Here is a 15995-nt window from a genome sequence, read left to right on the forward strand (position 1 = left end):
GGAAATGCAATGAATGCCGATACAGAAGAGAATGTGCTGATTGAGAACATTACGTATGACGAACTCAGCATTGGTCAAAGTGCGCGCTTATTACGTACTTTAACGCTTGAGGATATCCAGGCATTTGCCGCCGTCTCGGGCGATACAAATCCAGCGCATCTCGATCCTGAATACGCCAATGACACGATGTTTCATGGTGTTATTGCACACGGTATGTGGGGCGGGGCATTAATTTCTGCTTTACTTGGTACTAAGTTTCCCGGTCCCGGAACCATTTACTTGCAGCAGGATTTGCATTTTTCACGACCTGTTCGCATTGGCGATACCTTGGTTGTAGTCGCTACAGTGAGTTCTAAAGATGATGAGAAAAAACGTGTTGAGCTTGACTGCGTGGTGCACAACCAAAACGGTGAAAAAGTCTTGCATGGCACGGCTCGCATTATTGCTCCAACACAAAAGATATCCCGCCCTAGATTAAGTGCGCCTCATATTCAGGTGTTTGATCCTGAGGCTCGGTTTCATGCTTTATTAGAAAGGGCCCATCATCTTGAGCCAGTATTTTGTGCAGTAGTTCACCCATGCGACGCGGAGTCCTTGATGGGTGCTGTTGATTCCGCAGTAGCGGGACTTATCAAACCCATTTTGATTGGCCCAGCCAAGAAAATTCAAGCGATTGCGCTTGCTTCATCTATTGATATAGCTCCGTACGAGCTCATCGACGTTCCCCATAGTCATGCGGCTGCAGATAAAGCGGCCGAGTTAGCGGTGGATCATAAGGTTGAAATGATGATGAAGGGTAGCTTGCATACAGATGAGCTACTACATGCCATATTGGCTCGTCCTCAACTCAGAACGGGCAGAAGAATGTCGCACGTGTTTCGTTTTGACATTCCCATGTACAGCAAACCATTATTGGTGACTGATGCTGCGCTTAATATTCACCCGACGCTAATGGAAAAGGTCGACATCATTCAAAATGCAATTGACTTTAGCGTCATTATGGGTGTGCCAAATCCTAAAGTGGCAATCTTGTCTGCGGTGGAAACCGTGAATCCCGATATTCCTTCTACGATTGAGGCAGCAGCACTTTGTAAGATGGCTCAACGCGGGCAAATTAAGGGCGGCGTCTTGGATGGCCCATTAGCATTTGATAATGCAATCTCATTGCATGCAGCGCAAATTAAAGGAATCGATTCTCCTGTAGCAGGCGATGCCGATATTTTGAATGTGCCTGATTTAGAGTCTGGGAATATGCTGGCAAAACAGCTTGAGTATTTTGCTGGGGCCAGTGGAGCAGGTTTGGTCTTGGGTGCCCAAATTCCAGTGGCATTAACAAGCCGAGCTGATAGCCCAAGAACTAGGGTGGCATCTGCTTTGCTGGGTTTATTGGTGGCTCATGCTCATCGCCAAAAAGACTAATTACTTCTGAGTAATACAAGGCGCTGAAATGGCAATTCTTTCCGTAAATGCAGGCTCATCGACCTTAAAGTTTGCTGTTTACCCGGTTGAAGAGGGTGTCGTAAAGCCTTCGATCTTGGTGGGTAACTTTGAGGGTTTAGAACCTAATGGTTTGCCAATTCTGCATTATGGCTATGGTGGTGCATCTGAAACAATGCCATTAGTAACTTCGCTAGCAGATCCATTTTCATCCGCGTTGGAGCAATTAAAAGAGCTCATTATTTCTTTGCCTAAGATTCCAAAGATTAATGCTATTGCGCATCGTATCGTGCATGGCGGCTTGTTATATGCTGATAGTGTTATCGCTACCGATGCAATCCTCAACGATTTATCACAGTTGAACTCCCTTGCACCCTTACATCAACCTCACAATCTTGAAGGTGTCCGGGCATTTGCAAAGGCGTTCCCGGATATTCCACAAGTGCTGTGTTTTGATACTGCATTTCATCAGACAATTTCTGAGACGGCATCTGCCTTTGCACTGCCAAAAGAAATTACTGATCTAGGTGTTAAGCGGTATGGATTCCATGGGCTTTCATATCAATACATTATGGGATCCTTGTTGGATTGCTCTAGTCGTGCAAAAGGGAGGGTGCTCATGGCTCACCTCGGCAATGGAGCAAGCTTGTGCGCAGTCAAGGCTGGTAAAAGCATAGCAACTACTATGGGATTTTCTGCCCTGGATGGTTTGATGATGGGGACTAGGGCTGGCGCATTAGATGCCGGTGTGATTCTGTACCTCCTTGAGAAAGGCTATTCTCATGATCAGTTAGAGCGGTTGCTGTACAAGAAAAGTGGTTTACTTGGTGTGTCTGGCATCTCTGCTGATATGCGTAAGCTCAGAGCTAGTCCAGAGCCATCAGCGAAAACCGCAATTGAATTATTTACCTACCGAGTAGTGCGTGAAGCTGGTGCATTGATTGCTTGTCTCGAAGGCCTAGACGTCATCGGTTTTAGCGGTGGCATAGGAGAGCATGATGCACAGCTGCGCCAGGACATGATTGAAAAACTATCTTGGTTAGGCATCAGACTGGATCAAGAGCGCAATCAGAATGCAAGCAAAGATCAGATTGTCAGAATTAGTGCGGACGATAGCTCAGTTGAGGTTTGGGTTGTGCCTACTGATGAGGGCATGGTGGCAGCCCGAGACGCCCAAAAGCTGCTTGAAGCAGGCTCGCATTAACAGGTAATTGGGCGCCCCTTGGTGTGGAACTTTAGTTTCGTTGTTTTGGATATGCGGTCGATTTTGCAACATCGTCTGCGGTCCAAGTTTTACTGAGATCACCGGTGGGTCCAAAGACAACAAAGGAGTAGCAAACTCCGAGGATCAGGGCAGCCAATCCAAGCATCTTGAGAACTTTATAGTCACGCTCTTCCTTGATAACGTACTTTGGTGCAGGATGGCGCACTTCAAATACTTCAGGGAAAGCATCTTCAATGAGGTCTTTAGCGGATTTAATGTGACGATAGCGCTCATCTTCAGAAGCACCAGCTTCGATGACTTGGGCGGCTTTCAGGTAAAGTTCGCTAGCATTACTAAGAATTTTGGCCCTTTGAATACATTCTATATAGCGTTCTTTTTCAATTGGGGTCATAGTTTTATCCGATACCTATCTACTTAGAGTAATCTCATTTTACTTTTTCCTGAATTAAAAGTCACCACCAATTGAATGAGTTCCTAGCTCAGAATATGACCCCTATTCTCTACTCCTATCGAAGATGCCCTTATGCCATGAGGGCTCGTATGGCCTTGAAATATGCGGGTATTGAATACGAGCACAGAGAAATCGACTTAAGAAATAAGCCGCAATCCATGTTACTCTTATCTCCTAAAGGTACTGTTCCGGTCTTCATTGTTGATGGAATAGTCTTTGATCAGAGTCTGGATATTATGCGTTGGGCATTAGCAAAGTCAGATCCAGATGGCTTGGGAGCGGTTGACGAGGATGTCTCTCAAATATGGATTGAGAAAAATGATGGCCCATTTAAAAAGCTATTAGATCAGTACAAATATCCTAACCGATTCCCGGACCTAAACCCTGAGGATGTACTGAATGGTGCTATGGACCTCATGCTTAATCCAATGGAAAACGCCCTCAAATCGAATCAATATTTGCTAAGCAATCAAATGTCCTGGGTGGATGTGGCTATCTTTCCATTTATCAGGCAGTTCGCTGCAGTCAATCCCCCAAGTTTTGAAGAGTTGCCGTTTGAGGCACTCAAATTATGGTTAAAGCAGCACCTAGAGTCAGATTTATTTATCTCGGTAATGGATAAACATCCCACGTGGATTGATGCGTAGGAAGAGCTGAGAAACAGAAATGAAAAAGCCACCCGAAGGTGGCTTTTGGTATTACTGGTGGGTCGGGCGAGATTCGAACTCGCGACCAACGGATTAAAAGAAAAAATACACTAATTAAACCTTGTAAAATCAATAGTCAAATACAGGTGTGTATCAAAGTGTGTAGTAATTGTCCCTTACAGTTAGCCATTTTTTCTTCTACATACAAGTATTAGCTCATAGTTTTTGTCATAGTAATGAATTGGCTTTTTGTATTTGTCTCTGCCTACAACAATCTCCCATCCTTCTTTTTGCGCTATTGGTAGTCTGTAGATTCTTGGCAGCCCAAATTCGAATAGCTCTTCTGGATATTTCTCGTTATCTATGAAGCTATGGATATCTCCAATATCAATTGGCACCTTCTTGGGTATCAGTAGGTGATTAAAAATAGACTTAAAGATGGGAAACGGATTAATCATTTATTGGGCAAATAACTTATTGACACTAATTTAAGACTATTACAGTATTAAACATCATAAGTGATATTGGATGTCAACAATGCCAGCACCCACGATTCCGCGCACTCCCATACCTAAATTTACTAAAAAGGAATTAGATTTAGCAAATTTATGTGCCGTAGCAATATGGTATGGAATCAATTACGAGACAGGCTCCATACAAACTGTAAGTGACGCAAATTTAATGAGCAAATTTGCCCCGTACTTCTACGAATATCATCAAACCAAAAAGAAGCCTAACCCAGATATCTTCTTGGCTGATGTGCGAGAGCTAATCTTGGCTTGCGGAATAAAGATGCTGTTTAGGGGTATCTCTGGAATGGATTTTCGAAAAGGAATCAATGCGATTTACTCTGATGTTTATCCAATATTTCTAAAAGCGCAAAAGAATCCAACGCGAGTAAGCTCTTACAAAGATGCTGTTAAATGTTTGGAAGCCTTAAGCAAAGGGTTTGTGGTGAATCCAAAAGACAATAGGCTGAGCTTGGCATCACGCATCCTTTTCTTTTTGGCGCCAAATCTACAAACTTTCAATATGAATAACAGCATTGCTAAGTCTTATGGTCTACAGTCTCGTCCTCATCATCACTATGCTGGATACTTTGAGTTGCTCGCAAAAGGACTAATTACCAATCAAACGGCTTTAAGCAAATACAAAATCCCTCCAATGCGTGACGAATTAGATTACAAAACTTGGTATGAGGCGAGTAGAACTGATTGGTGGAGACGAAGGGTGTTGGATTTAGCTGTTATGTTTAGAGCTTCGCCATCAATTGTGCCTAACCCTAATCTAAAGCACTTAATTCAACAGGTGCGTAAGGTTGATGAAGAGAAGGCTAATGCTGTTTAAGCAAGCTCTACAGCACTTCGCAACATATTGTCATTGATGTCTATGTAAGCCTGCGTAGTGCTAATACTGCGATGTCCAGCCAAGCTCATTAGCACTCGTACGCTAACGCCTTTGCTGGCAAGGTTGGTAATAAAGCTACGGCGACCTGAATGCGAACTCGCGCCATCAATACCAGCACGTTTGTAAAGGAAGTGGAAGTGTTGGGTTAGTGTATTGGCATTAAAGCCATCGCTATCCTTTTTTTGACTGAAGAAGAACTTCATTGTCTTATCTACGGGGCAGTAGAAGCGTATGTACTTGTCCAGTTCCTTACGCAATCTCTCATTTACAAATACAACTCGCGCAAATTGACCCTTAGTCATTGCTGGCGTTAGTCGTATTTCGTTGCGTACATTGCCTTCGCCATCTACTACATCATTAAATCTAAGTGACGCAACTTCGCCAACACGCATACCTGACAAAAAGGTGGTCATTAGTAAAGCTCTATTGCGTGCGGCGTGCTTTCGTGTAGATATGTAATCTAATACCTTGCGCAGTTCTTGTTCGTTTAGTGTTTTTGCTTGTTTAGCCATAGCGTATTTCCCATCTAAATAAAGTTTTGCTATGTCTAAATTGTGTTTTCTTATGTCTAAAATTCCTACCGTTTTCTCGTCTGTAAGCGCCAAATTATTTTCCTTAATGATTTCAACTGGTTATGCTTCCTGTACAGCAAATACATAACTAATGTTTTCGTTGTTTCCTTATGTGTAGCTATTTAGCGACGGCTTTAAGAATGCTGGATTTAGGCAAATGTAATATTTCTGTCATTTATTTCGATTATCATAGAAATATGAAAAATAACGATGCTATTAAGGCTTTTTTGGCATTAGGGCAGGAATCGCGCCTCAATGTGTTCCGTCTCATTGTTCAAAAAGGGGATGTGGGCTTAACTCCAACTCAAATTATTGAGAAGTTAGGTATTGCCAATGCGACTTTGAGCTTTCACTTAAAGGAATTGGTCAATGCTGATTTATTGGTTGTGGAGAGACAAAGTAGGAATCTAATTTATCGCCCTAATACGGATTTGGTAAATGCGCTAAGTGACTTCCTATTGGATAACTGCTGCGGTGGCAAATCATGCCAAGTGACAAAGAAAAAGAAAGTGAGCTGTAAATGAAAAGATTACATGTCCATGTTGGCGTTGCTGACATTCAATCATCCATCCCTTTCTACGCCAAGATGTTTGGTTGTGAACCAACAGTGGTAAAGAGTGACTATGCTAAATGGCAATTAGAAGACCCTAAAGTCAATTTTGCTATTTCTGCTCGTGGAGCGCCTGTTGGCTTAAATCACTTAGGCATACAGGTGGATAACGATGCTGAGTTGGGTGAGATGAAATCTCGCTTGGACACCATAGAAGGCGATGTGCTAGAGCAGGTAGGAACTGCTTGCTGTTATGCGCGGTCTGACAAGTATTGGATAAATGACCCAGCAAATATCCCGTGGGAAACTTTTCATACGCTTGACTCAATTCCTGTATTCAATGACGAACAGACGGCTGGTTGTTGCGTTCCAGAGCCTGTAGCCAATAAAGAAGCTCAAAGCGGTTGCTGTGTTCCATCAAGCAACCCATTTAAAAAATCTTGCTGTTAAGGAAAGTTTATGAAGCAATACAACATTCTCTTTTTGTGTACCCATAACTCTGCTCGCTCTGTACTTGGTGAAGCCTTGGCATCTACGCACCCCAGCGGCTTATTCGTAGGCTATTCAGCAGGCTCTACTCCTGGAACATCTGTAAACCCAATTGCCAGAGAAATTGCGATAGAGCTTGGCTATGACGAGAGTAAGTTGCGCTCTAAGTCTTGGGACGAGTATGGCTCACCTGATGCTCCTAAGATGGATTTCATCGTGACTGTATGTGATAACGCCGCAGGAGAACAGTGCCCATATTGGCATGGCAATCCAGCTACAGCGCATTGGGGCTTTCCTGACCCATCGCAAGTACAGGGAACTGATTTAGAGAAGCGCAGAGCATTTAACGAAGTTAAGAATGGTCTTAAGCGTCGCTTAGATATTTTGGCTTCGATGCCCTTGGATAAATTAGACTCACTTAGCTTAAAAGAAATTCATACAAAATCATGAGTCAAATTACGCAAAAACTATCGTTTTTGGATAGATACCTTACTGTTTGGATTTTTGCCGCAATGGCATTTGGTATTGGCTTGGGATATTTCATTCCCAGCATTGAGGGATTTATCAACTCATTCCAGTCTGGTGCTACCAATATTCCTATTGCGATTGGCTTGATACTGATGATGTATCCGCCGTTTGCCAAAGTAAAGTACGAAGAATTACCAGATGTTTTTAGAGATAAAAGAATATTTGGAATTGCGTTTTTACTTAACTGGATTGTTGCGCCAACATTGATGTTTTTGTTGGCAATCACTTTTGTACCCAATCAACCTGAATACATGGCAGGACTTATTCTGATTGGAATTGCGCCTTGTATTGCGATGGTTATCGTCTGGAATGATATTGCTAAGGGTTCAACAGAATATGCCGCAGGTTTAGTCGCATTTAATGCTGTATTTCAAGTTCTGTTCTTTAGTGTTTATGCCTACTTTTTCCTAACAGTACTGCCTCCTTATTTTGGCTTTACTGGTTCAGTAGTCAATATTACTATTGGTGAGATTGCTAAGACTGTAGCCATCTACCTTGGCGTTCCTTGCGTAGCAGGCTTTCTAACTCGCTTTGTAATGCTTAAGTTGGTAAGTAAAGACTGGTATCAAAATGTCTTTATCCCAAAAATTGGGAAGATTACTTTGATAGCATTACTCTTTACCATTGTGGTGATGTTTAGCTTAAAAGGTAAGCTAATCCTACAGTTGCCAATGGATGTCGTGACTATTGCGATACCTTTGTTGATATTCTTCTTGGTAATGTTTTTGTTGACCTTCTTTATCACCGTCAAGATGGGCATTGACTACAAGCGTTGCTGTACGCTGTCCTTTACAGCTTCCAGCAATAACTTTGAGTTGGCTATTGCTGTAGCTATTGCGGTATTTGGTATCAACTCAGGCGCCGCATTTGCCGCAGTTATTGGTCCGTTAGTCGAGGTGCCAATTATGGTTGGACTGGTATCAGTAGCTCTTTGGATTAAACATAGATTAGAGCCTTAAGTCACCAAAGCATCAGCTTGCTAAGTTGATTTAAGGCTTAGTAGTTATTTGTGTATCTAATAACTACATCTAAGTTGTTAAACATTGCCTTTACAGCTTGTTCTGCTTGATAAGCACTGTTTGTGTTTATCTCCACTACTCCTTCGCTTGCTACCATACAGCTATTCTTCTCGTATGCTGTGTAAGTCACTTTGTAAGTATTCATTTGGTTTCTTTAAGTTATGTTTGTTTAGACAAAGCTACGCTAATTAAAGACTCTTTCAGCTTTAATCGTCAACCAGCAAAAGACAACTTAAGTCAGTAATGCTGTATTACGCTAAATCCCATAAGACAGAGTCCGTGCTTTTTTGAGTAATGGTCTTAACCGCATACTCAGCCCAACCGCTATCGCATATTTCCACTTGGTATTCTTTGTTTATCTCAGCCACTTTATTTTTTGCTTTAATAATTAGCGCCTCTATTTCATTTAATTTAATGTGTGCTGGTAACTCACCAATCACCATATGTAAATGTAAGTTCATACCTCCAGCACCACCTTCAACAGATGGCAAAAATCTAAGCGACTTATTAAACCTTTTCGCAGCATTTCCATAAACTGCTTGATTTAACTTTTTCTTAAATCTCTCAGCTATCCATTTACAGTCATCCTTGTCTAATCTCTTGTAGTAAGTCCCTTTATCTGTCACCACCTCAAATGACTGCTTTAAGCTCAATGTCACTGCCACCGTGCCCTTAAACATATGAGCAGCAAACACTCTGCCTGCTGTAGGTAGATGATTTTTTGGCTGTTCCAAATAAGCTGTTTTTTGACGGATTTGCGCTAAGTTCATACCTGTATTTATGTAATACCTAATAAATCAGTAAATTTATGCGAATTTATTAGATTTATTAAATAAAATCAGATACTTACGACTGCCTATTTTTTGGGCAATTTAAGCTATTTTTTGCTAAGTTGCGCTACAGCTATGTAATGCCCTGTTTTGCGTGCTTGTAGCGTGTTTTTGAGTGCTTTTTGACGGCGCTTTGACAGGAACACTATGCGCAGTGACGAGAGAAGAAGGTTTTGACGCAATTAGCACCTACTAATACCTAATATTAAATTTTGTATGTGCGATAAAAATAGATTTACTTGGGAAGGTGTAAGTAAATTCAGGTTGCTCAATTTGCGAATCAGGCAATAACTTAAGTCTGCTTATTACTTAAAAGGAGAATTAAATGAGCGCATTAAACAATCTTAAGTTAGTTGTCAGTAAAAAATACACTACAGTATCGCCAGTTGTTCAGCGTAGAAATAAACTCGCAAACAAAATTCATCAGCAATTAGAGTTGTGCGAAGCAAAAAAGCAAGGTCAAATTTATGCGCCTAAAAAATTAAAGACCTTTACAAATAAGCAAACAGGCGAGCGTATGACTGTAGAAGTTGCGAAGCGAGTAAAAGAATGGTTCTGGGTAAATGATGCTGGAAAAATCAATTTAGCAATTAAATATGGGGCTAAAACTCTGCCATTAAATAAAAAAGGGGCTAATGCTATTGAGCTTGCTACAGGTGATGAGCTAATAAATACACTTAAGTCAATTAAGGTTGCTGTATTAAACGGCGAATTAGATGATGCTATTACAGAAGCAAGCAATGCTACCAAGGCTGCTTTTGTGAAATAACTAAAAATTACTGCGCGGAAAGAAAAGGGGTATGTTGATAAAAGAGGTTGAGGTAAAAAACATACCCCCCGTACCCCCTGAAAATGCTCGTTTAGATGCCTTAAAGCGACAAAAAGATAATCTAAATAAAACGATTAAGGCTACTAAGGCAAGAGAAAAGATTACGCAAGGGCAACAGCAGTTGAGCAAAGCTCTCCAGTCTTAGCCTGTTTCCTTTTTCTTTGTAGGTTGTTTGTAGCTGTAGCGTTTTTTGACTTCCTTATCAAGCTCCATATCTATTAGCTGTCTGCTCTCATCGCCTCGCAATTGATGGACTGCTTTAACGGAATCAAGATGGCTGTAATGCTTTTCAATCATTGTTGTGCTTGTACCCATCTGCTTGGCTAACGTATGGATAGGAACGTTGTCATTAGTAAGCGCAAGGGTGGCATAGGTATGGCGCAGGCTGTACAGCACTCGTTTCTTGTTGCTTACAGGGTCAGTTTGTAGATTGTGTTCTTTAAGGTAAGTGTCAAATAACTTAGAGAAGCTGGTAGGGCGCGCTAACTTGGCTTTGCGATTAGACTTTTGTTGCCTATCACTTACAAACTCTTTGTAAGTGAATATGTAGTCCTTACATTGCTCCTTAAGTAGTTTACTTAATGCTTTTCCGTAATTTCGTTGCGCTATGTCTTCTAGTGCCTTAACGGTTGGTAATCTGCCTATCGCTAAGCGTGAGCCTGTTTTCCCAGATTGGATATTTATTACGGCGGTCCTGTTTAGGTTAAGGATGGTGATTTCTTCGCCAGTATCGTTGTATTCGTTAGGTGGCTCAATGACGCCAGTCTTTTTGACTGATGGATATTTTTTGATTTCTATTTGCGTCCAGCGTAAGTCCAATAACTCCTTGCCAGGGCGTGCGCCTGTGTCCAGTAGCACCATTACATAGTCCTTAAGCAATTTCCTTAAGTCCTTGCTATCTGCTTTGCCAGCCTCTATCCATTCATCAAAGTTGCTCTTGAGTGCGCGAGTCTCATCTAAGCCAAACTCAATACGCCTCTCACTTGCCTTGCCTTTAGCTATCAGCTTTGGTCTATTCAATTCAACCATAAAGCCTTTGTAAACAGCTTCGTCAAATATCAGCTTGAGTGCGGCATTGTGAGTTAGTTGCGTGCTACGAGTGGGCGCTTTGCCCATACGCTTAGTTCGTCTTCTATCTAACTCTTCCAACGCTTCGTATGTAATGTTGTTTACAGCGTACTTGCCCAGTACTGGAATTAAGTAGGTATCTATTGCTGTTATGTAGTCTTTGTAGATAGGCTTTGCTTTGCCTGTCTTCATCTCATCCTTAAGTTTGCGTACGACGGCATTCGCAATATCCTTAAAGCGTCTTGTGATTGGTGCTGTGTTTAGTTTCTTGCGAACATTGGCTTCAACTAAGATGTCGTGCGCCTTCGCCTTTGCTGTTTCTAAGTCACGCTCACCTGTACTTGTCCTTTGCCAGCGCCCATCTACATTAAAACGGCATTGCCAGATAGCACTACGCTCACGCCTGTAAACGACCAGTTGTCTTGGGACGAGGGTATGTGTGGTGGGCTTCTGCGTGGTCATTTATCGCTCGCTAAGCCTTTAGCTTACAGGGGCGAGCAAAAATGGGCAATAGGTGTGTAAGCGGTGTGTAGCAAAAAGAAAAGCGCACTATTGTGCGCTTGTCCATACAGCTTGGTGGGTCGGGCGAGATTCGAACTCGCGACCAACGGATTAAAAGTCCGCTGCTCTACCGACTGAGCTACCGACCCAGTAAGACAGAAATTATAGCAAGAACTTGGTTTGTCTCCCTCGGTTTGCTGGGTTTTGCCTCTACGCCTTGTAGTTACAAGAGTGCTACGCGTTTGCCCTTCTGGCAACCGGTGGATTTTTTGAGAAATAATCCTTAATTCCTCTCAAAATCGCCTCCGCAATGCGATCCTGGTAGGCATCATCATTGAGACGAGCTTCTTCCTGTGGATTGCTGATAAAGGCGGTTTCTACCAAGATGGATGGAATATCTGGTGCCCTGAGAACGGCAAAACTAGCTTGCTCAACTTTGGCTTTATGTAGGGGTGCAAACCCGCTAATTTGCTTCAGTATCGACGTACCCACTTGAAGCGAGTCTTTGATCTGGGCGGTGGTCGACATATCTAGCAATAAATTAGCAAGCTGTTTGTCTTGCGTCTTGATATTGATGCCGCCGATAAGATCGGAAGCATTTTCTTTATTAGCCATCCAGCGTGCTGTAGTACTGCTGGCGCCCATTTGGGATAAGGCAAAAACTGATGCGCCTTTTGCTCTTGGTTCGATAAATGCATCCGCATGAATGGAGACAAATAAATCTGCCTCCACGCGCCGTGCTTTTTGTACTCGCGTATGCAGTGGAACGAAGTAGTCGCCATCTCGAGTCAAAAATGGACGCATATAAGGATCGTTCTCAATCTTGTCACGTAAGCGTTTAGCGATAGAGAGAACAACGTGTTTCTCCTTGGATCCCATGGCGCCAATGGCACCTGGATCTTCGCCACCGTGCCCTGCATCGATTGCGATGGTAATGAGGCGCTTGTGTTTTGCTGGGGTAGTAGACTGCTTTACATCTGGAATCGCTTGGGCTACTGGCGCCCTCGGAGCATCTTTCTCTTTCTTGCTTGCAAACTGTGCAATCAAATCGATTTCTTCATTCGATTTTTCTAACGCGCTTTCTTTGCGAGCGCTGCTTTTCACTAACTCCATCAAGGGGTCTGGTGGTGTTGATGGATAGAGATCGAGCACCATGCGGTATTGGTATTCGGCAATTGGATCTAGCGTGAAAAGCTGGGGTTTAACGGGCTCCTTCAGGTCGAAGACCAAGCGCACCATACCAGGTTGAAATTGCCCCACGCGGATTTGTGAAATGTAGGGATCATTGGGTTTGACTTTAGCAACCAAGTCCTTCAGAGTGGAATTCAATTCCATGCCTTGAACGTCGACTACCAAGCGATCGGGATTGGTGAGTAATTGTTGCGTAATTGGCAATGCTTTATCGGACTCGAGGGTGATGCGTGTGTAATCTTCTGCAGGCCATATACGCACGCCTAAGATCTTGGCGCCCCAAGCAATCTCGGCCTCGCTGAAGAAGAGGATAAAACCCAACATCTTTGCGGAGGTTTTGAGGTGCGTTCTTCTGGAGGGGTTGATGGGCAAATTACTCATTCCTATTGCGCATGCATTTTTTCTAGAACAGATATTCCCTGGCTGGAATTCGCTTGGAGACTAATATCTCTGGAGTGTTCATCGCCACCAGCCATGAGATGAATTGCTACATCAAAAGCGGGTAGGGTGCCCTCTGCTTTTTCTGGCCACTCTACTAAGCAAAATCCAGGCTCATCAAAGTGTTCTGCAAAACCTGCCTCTTGCCACTCGAGAGGATCTCTCATGCGATAGAGATCAAAGTGATGGGCTGTAATGCTTGCAGCATTAGATTGATTGCCATCCTTAATGTGAATAGGGTAGGGCTCGCATAGGGTGTAGGTGGGGCTTTTCACTCGACCTTCATATCCTAGGGCTTGTATCAGGTGACGTGCAAAGGCAGTCTTACCAGCCCCAAGGTCACCCTCTAGGGAGATATTGAGGTGAGTAGATGGATTTGCTTGAAAAAGATGACTGAGGCTGAGGGCAAGTTTTTGCGCCAAAGCGGCTGTATCTGCTTCTTGCCTACAATGTTGTGTAAATGAATTCTGAGCCATTTGCCTAGTTTATTCAATTATTAAGCGACATACTGTATTCCTAATGACTTCTTTCCAAATGCCGAACTCTGCTGACCAGATCAATCTTCGCGAATGGCTGGATGAGCAGTCTCGTCAATTGGGCTTCGATGGTTTGCGCATTACGGATACCCATTTAGGCGATGCTAGTGAGCGTCTAAATCAGTGGTTGGCAGAGGGTCGGCATGGCCAAATGGAGTACATGGCTAGGCATGCTCAATTGCGCTCGGATCCCGGCTTGCTAGTTCCGGGAACTGTCAGGGTAATTTGTGTGACCATGAATTACCTCTCCCCTGTAATTGATTTTGATCAGGAGTGGCAACGATTAGCAGAGCCAACTCATGCAGTGGTATCCATGTATGCCCGTGGGCGTGATTATCACAAGGTCATGCGCAATCGTTTGCAAGAGTTTGCGCTACTGATTGAAAAGCAAATTGGATCATTTGGTTATCGCGTCTTTACAGATTCAGCGCCATTGATGGAGGTCGAGTTAGCTCGTAAGGCAGGCTTAGGCTGGCGAGGTAAACATACATTGCTACTCAATCGTGAATCGGGATCAACTTTCTTTTTGGGTGAAATCCTGGTTGATGTCCCACTGCCAATTGACCAAGAAGAAGAGTCGCATTGTGGTACTTGTCAATCTTGTATTGACATATGTCCAACCCAAGCCATTACGGCGCCATACCAATTGGATGCACGACGTTGTATTTCTTATTTGACGATTGAAAACCCAGATGCTATTCCAGTGGAGTTTCGAAGGGCGATCGGCAACCGCGTCTACGGCTGCGATGACTGCCAACTTATTTGCCCATGGAATAAATTTGCACAACGAACTGCCTTGCCAGATTTTGCTGAGCGTCATGGCCTGGGCAGAGCTAGCCTTTTGCAGCTTTGGTCTTGGACTGAGGATGAATTTGAGAAACGCCATGAGGGCAGTGCCATTCGCCGTATTGGCTATCAGCGCTGGCGCAGAAATTTGGCAGTAGCGATGGGTAACGCCCTAGCTGATGAGGCCGTCTCTGAGGTGGATAAAGACGAACTGCGAGAGGTTTTACGTAATGCCTTACCTACATCCGATGAGATGGTGGTAGAGCATATTGAATGGGCGCTAGACTCCTAAGTCTACTTTGCAAATCTTCCACTTATCTCACTTACAATCGTTGAATGTCACCAGCCAATCAACCCTATATTGACCCTAGCGAAATCGCGCTAGAGGGTTCGGCAGCTCAGCGCTTTAAGAGTCGTAGTGATGCTTTCTGGACTGGCATTCGGGATGCCGCAGGGGCTCCCGCGATGGTCTTATTTGCAGGCATGGTTGGTTTTGGGGCGATGGGTAAAACCAATGGCATGGATGTCTGGTTTACAGGCGCCACGAGTTTCCTGATGTTTGCTTTGCCTGGCCAAGTTGTTTTGCTCGAAATGGCAATCACAGGATCTTCTGTCCTTGCCATAGCGTTAGCAGTGACCTTAACTTCCACCCGTTTTATCACTATGACGGTGACACTCTTTCCGCAGTTCCATGAAAAAGATCGCAATCATAGTCTCTATGCTTCGGTCCATTTATTGGCAATGACGGCGTGGGCGATTTCAATGCGGGAGTTTCAGACTATTGAAGCAAAGCATCGCTTGAGTTATTTCATGGGCCTTGGTTTACTCTGCTGGCTGATTTCAGTGCCTGGCACTATTTTGGGATACTTCTTGGCGGGCATGGTGCCGCCAGCAATTACGCTTGGTCTCGTTTTTATTAATCCCTTATTCTTTTTGCTGACGTTTACTGAGGTAAAAGTTTGGATTAATCGTATTGCGATTGGTTTGGGATTTGTACTAGGACCTTTTTTCTTTATCTTAGACCGAGATACGAGCTTGCTCACCACCGGATTAGTGGCGGGAACGGCTGCCTACCTGTTTGATCGAAAAGTATTACGTAAGAAGGCGGGGGTAATCGGTTAATGAATACCGCTCTTCAAGGCTGGGGTTTGTGGATTGCCTTGGCCGGCGCTACGCTTGGGACATACTTTTGCCGCGCAATTGGTGTGTTACTCGCCAAAAAAATTAACCAAGAGAGTGAAATCTTCCGCTGGCTTGCAGCTGTAACCTATGCAATGGTCGCAGCTCTCGTGGTCAGAATGGTTTTGATGCCGATTGGTCTCTTAGCTACTGTTCCTGTATGGATTCGAATTCTGATTTGTGTTCTTAGTCTTGGCGTGATGGTTTCTAAACCAACACGCCGTCTCGTTCCAGCCTTATTGACTGGAACGCTCTTGATGCTTGCTTACGGCGTAATGCGCTAAGTCAATTAGTCCACTAACTTGGTAAATG

General features: G+C 43.5%; 19 protein-coding genes and 1 tRNA gene. 12 read left to right on the plus strand and 8 right to left on the minus strand.

The genetic code is table 11. The features are described from left to right. Positions 1 to 9: 9 nt before the first annotated feature. The gene (locus tag FD971_RS02600) at positions 10 to 1419 is read left to right on the plus strand and encodes a bifunctional enoyl-CoA hydratase/phosphate acetyltransferase (RefSeq protein WP_215334568.1); all 1410 of its coding nucleotides are present in this window, start codon (positions 10 to 12) and stop codon (positions 1417 to 1419) included. 28 nt (positions 1420 to 1447) lie between these two features. After that, positions 1448 to 2641 (plus strand): acetate/propionate family kinase, encoded by a 1194-nt coding sequence (locus tag FD971_RS02605; protein ID WP_215334569.1) that lies wholly within the window; start codon positions 1448 to 1450, stop codon positions 2639 to 2641. 31 nt (positions 2642 to 2672) lie between these two features. On the opposite strand, the gene FD971_RS02610 is transcribed toward FD971_RS02605, so the two are convergent. After that, on the minus strand, positions 2673 to 3053 hold the full coding sequence (locus tag FD971_RS02610; protein ID WP_215334570.1) for a hypothetical protein: 381 nt from the start codon (positions 3051 to 3053) through the stop codon (positions 2673 to 2675). Between the two features lie 95 nt (positions 3054 to 3148). On the opposite strand from FD971_RS02610, the gene FD971_RS02615 reads away from it, so the two are divergent. After that, entirely contained in the window at positions 3149 to 3760 is a 612-nt protein-coding gene (locus FD971_RS02615; RefSeq protein ID WP_215334571.1) for a glutathione S-transferase, read from the plus strand. 182 nt (positions 3761 to 3942) lie between these two features. Here FD971_RS02615 and FD971_RS02620 read toward each other — a convergent pair whose 3' ends face one another. Beyond that, complete coding sequence (locus FD971_RS02620) at positions 3943 to 4158, minus strand: hypothetical protein (RefSeq protein ID WP_215334572.1); 216 nt, start codon at positions 4156 to 4158, stop codon at positions 3943 to 3945. Positions 4159 to 4441: 283 nt separating this feature from the next. Here FD971_RS02620 and FD971_RS02625 point away from each other — a divergent pair, with 283 nt between their 5' ends. Then, positions 4442 to 5107, plus strand: a complete 666-nt coding sequence (locus tag FD971_RS02625; protein WP_215334573.1) for a hypothetical protein — start codon at positions 4442 to 4444, stop codon at positions 5105 to 5107. Here FD971_RS02625 and FD971_RS02630 read toward each other — a convergent pair. Beyond that, on the minus strand, positions 5104 to 5679 hold the full coding sequence (locus tag FD971_RS02630) for a site-specific integrase (protein ID WP_215334574.1): 576 nt from the start codon (positions 5677 to 5679) through the stop codon (positions 5104 to 5106). The two genes, FD971_RS02625 and FD971_RS02630, sit on opposite strands and share 4 nt — an antisense overlap. Before the next feature lie 257 nt (positions 5680 to 5936). On the opposite strand from FD971_RS02630, the gene FD971_RS02635 reads away from it, so the two are divergent. The 4 genes from FD971_RS02635 to arsB are packed head-to-tail and all read left to right on the plus strand — an operon-like array spanning position 5937 to position 8265. Further along, a complete protein-coding gene (locus FD971_RS02635) occupies positions 5937 to 6263 on the plus strand; it encodes a helix-turn-helix transcriptional regulator (protein WP_215334575.1) in 327 nt (108 codons plus the stop codon). Then, positions 6260 to 6739, plus strand: a complete 480-nt coding sequence (locus tag FD971_RS02640; protein ID WP_215334576.1) for an ArsI/CadI family heavy metal resistance metalloenzyme — start codon at positions 6260 to 6262, stop codon at positions 6737 to 6739. Before FD971_RS02635 ends, FD971_RS02640 begins: the two co-directional genes overlap by 4 nt. Positions 6740 to 6748: 9 nt before the next feature. Next, a complete protein-coding gene (locus FD971_RS02645) occupies positions 6749 to 7228 on the plus strand; it encodes an arsenate reductase ArsC (protein WP_215334577.1) in 480 nt (159 codons plus the stop codon). Further along, positions 7225 to 8265, plus strand: coding sequence for an ACR3 family arsenite efflux transporter (gene arsB, locus FD971_RS02650; RefSeq protein ID WP_215334578.1), 1041 nt, complete (start codon positions 7225 to 7227; stop codon positions 8263 to 8265). Before FD971_RS02645 ends, arsB begins: the two co-directional genes overlap by 4 nt. A gap of 311 nt (positions 8266 to 8576) precedes the next feature. Here the strand turns inward: arsB and FD971_RS02655 are convergent, their stop codons facing one another. Further along, on the minus strand, positions 8577 to 9095 hold the full coding sequence (locus tag FD971_RS02655; RefSeq protein ID WP_215334579.1) for a hypothetical protein: 519 nt from the start codon (positions 9093 to 9095) through the stop codon (positions 8577 to 8579). Positions 9096 to 9480: 385 nt separating this feature from the next. Here FD971_RS02655 and FD971_RS02660 point away from each other — a divergent pair, with 385 nt between their 5' ends. Then, on the plus strand, positions 9481 to 9924 hold the full coding sequence (locus FD971_RS02660; protein WP_215334580.1) for a DUF6641 family protein: 444 nt from the start codon (positions 9481 to 9483) through the stop codon (positions 9922 to 9924). A gap of 201 nt (positions 9925 to 10125) precedes the next feature. On the opposite strand, the gene FD971_RS02665 is transcribed toward FD971_RS02660, so the two are convergent. The 4 genes from FD971_RS02665 to tsaE all read right to left on the minus strand — a co-directional run bounded on the left by FD971_RS02665 (position 10126) and on the right by tsaE (position 13658). After that, the gene (locus tag FD971_RS02665; RefSeq protein ID WP_215334581.1) at positions 10126 to 11514 is read right to left on the minus strand and encodes a tyrosine-type recombinase/integrase; all 1389 of its coding nucleotides are present in this window, start codon (positions 11512 to 11514) and stop codon (positions 10126 to 10128) included. A gap of 112 nt (positions 11515 to 11626) precedes the next feature. After that, positions 11627 to 11702, minus strand: a tRNA-Lys gene (locus FD971_RS02670). 85 nt (positions 11703 to 11787) lie between these two features. Next, positions 11788 to 13125: an N-acetylmuramoyl-L-alanine amidase gene (locus FD971_RS02675; protein WP_215334582.1), complete on the minus strand. Its 1338-nt coding sequence runs from the start codon at positions 13123 to 13125 to the stop codon at positions 11788 to 11790. 2 nt (positions 13126 to 13127) lie between these two features. After that, positions 13128 to 13658, minus strand: coding sequence for a tRNA (adenosine(37)-N6)-threonylcarbamoyltransferase complex ATPase subunit type 1 TsaE (gene tsaE / locus FD971_RS02680; protein WP_215334583.1), 531 nt, complete (start codon positions 13656 to 13658; stop codon positions 13128 to 13130). A gap of 43 nt (positions 13659 to 13701) precedes the next feature. Here tsaE and queG point away from each other — a divergent pair, with 43 nt between their 5' ends. Genes queG through FD971_RS02695 form a run of 3 tightly spaced genes read left to right on the plus strand, consistent with a single transcriptional unit; the run spans position 13702 to position 15967 of the window. Next, a complete protein-coding gene (queG, locus tag FD971_RS02685; RefSeq protein ID WP_251368664.1) occupies positions 13702 to 14796 on the plus strand; it encodes a tRNA epoxyqueuosine(34) reductase QueG in 1095 nt (364 codons plus the stop codon). 44 nt (positions 14797 to 14840) lie between these two features. Next, on the plus strand, positions 14841 to 15626 hold the full coding sequence (locus FD971_RS02690) for an AzlC family ABC transporter permease (protein ID WP_215334584.1): 786 nt from the start codon (positions 14841 to 14843) through the stop codon (positions 15624 to 15626). Continuing rightward, positions 15626 to 15967 (plus strand): AzlD domain-containing protein, encoded by a 342-nt coding sequence (locus tag FD971_RS02695; RefSeq protein ID WP_215334585.1) that lies wholly within the window; start codon positions 15626 to 15628, stop codon positions 15965 to 15967. The genes FD971_RS02690 and FD971_RS02695 overlap by 1 nt, the downstream gene beginning before the upstream one ends. Positions 15968 to 15995: the final 28 nt, after the last annotated feature.

It is taken from the genome of Polynucleobacter sp. AP-Ainpum-60-G11 (assembly GCF_018688375.1).
Taxonomy (GTDB): domain Bacteria; phylum Pseudomonadota; class Gammaproteobacteria; order Burkholderiales; family Burkholderiaceae; genus Polynucleobacter.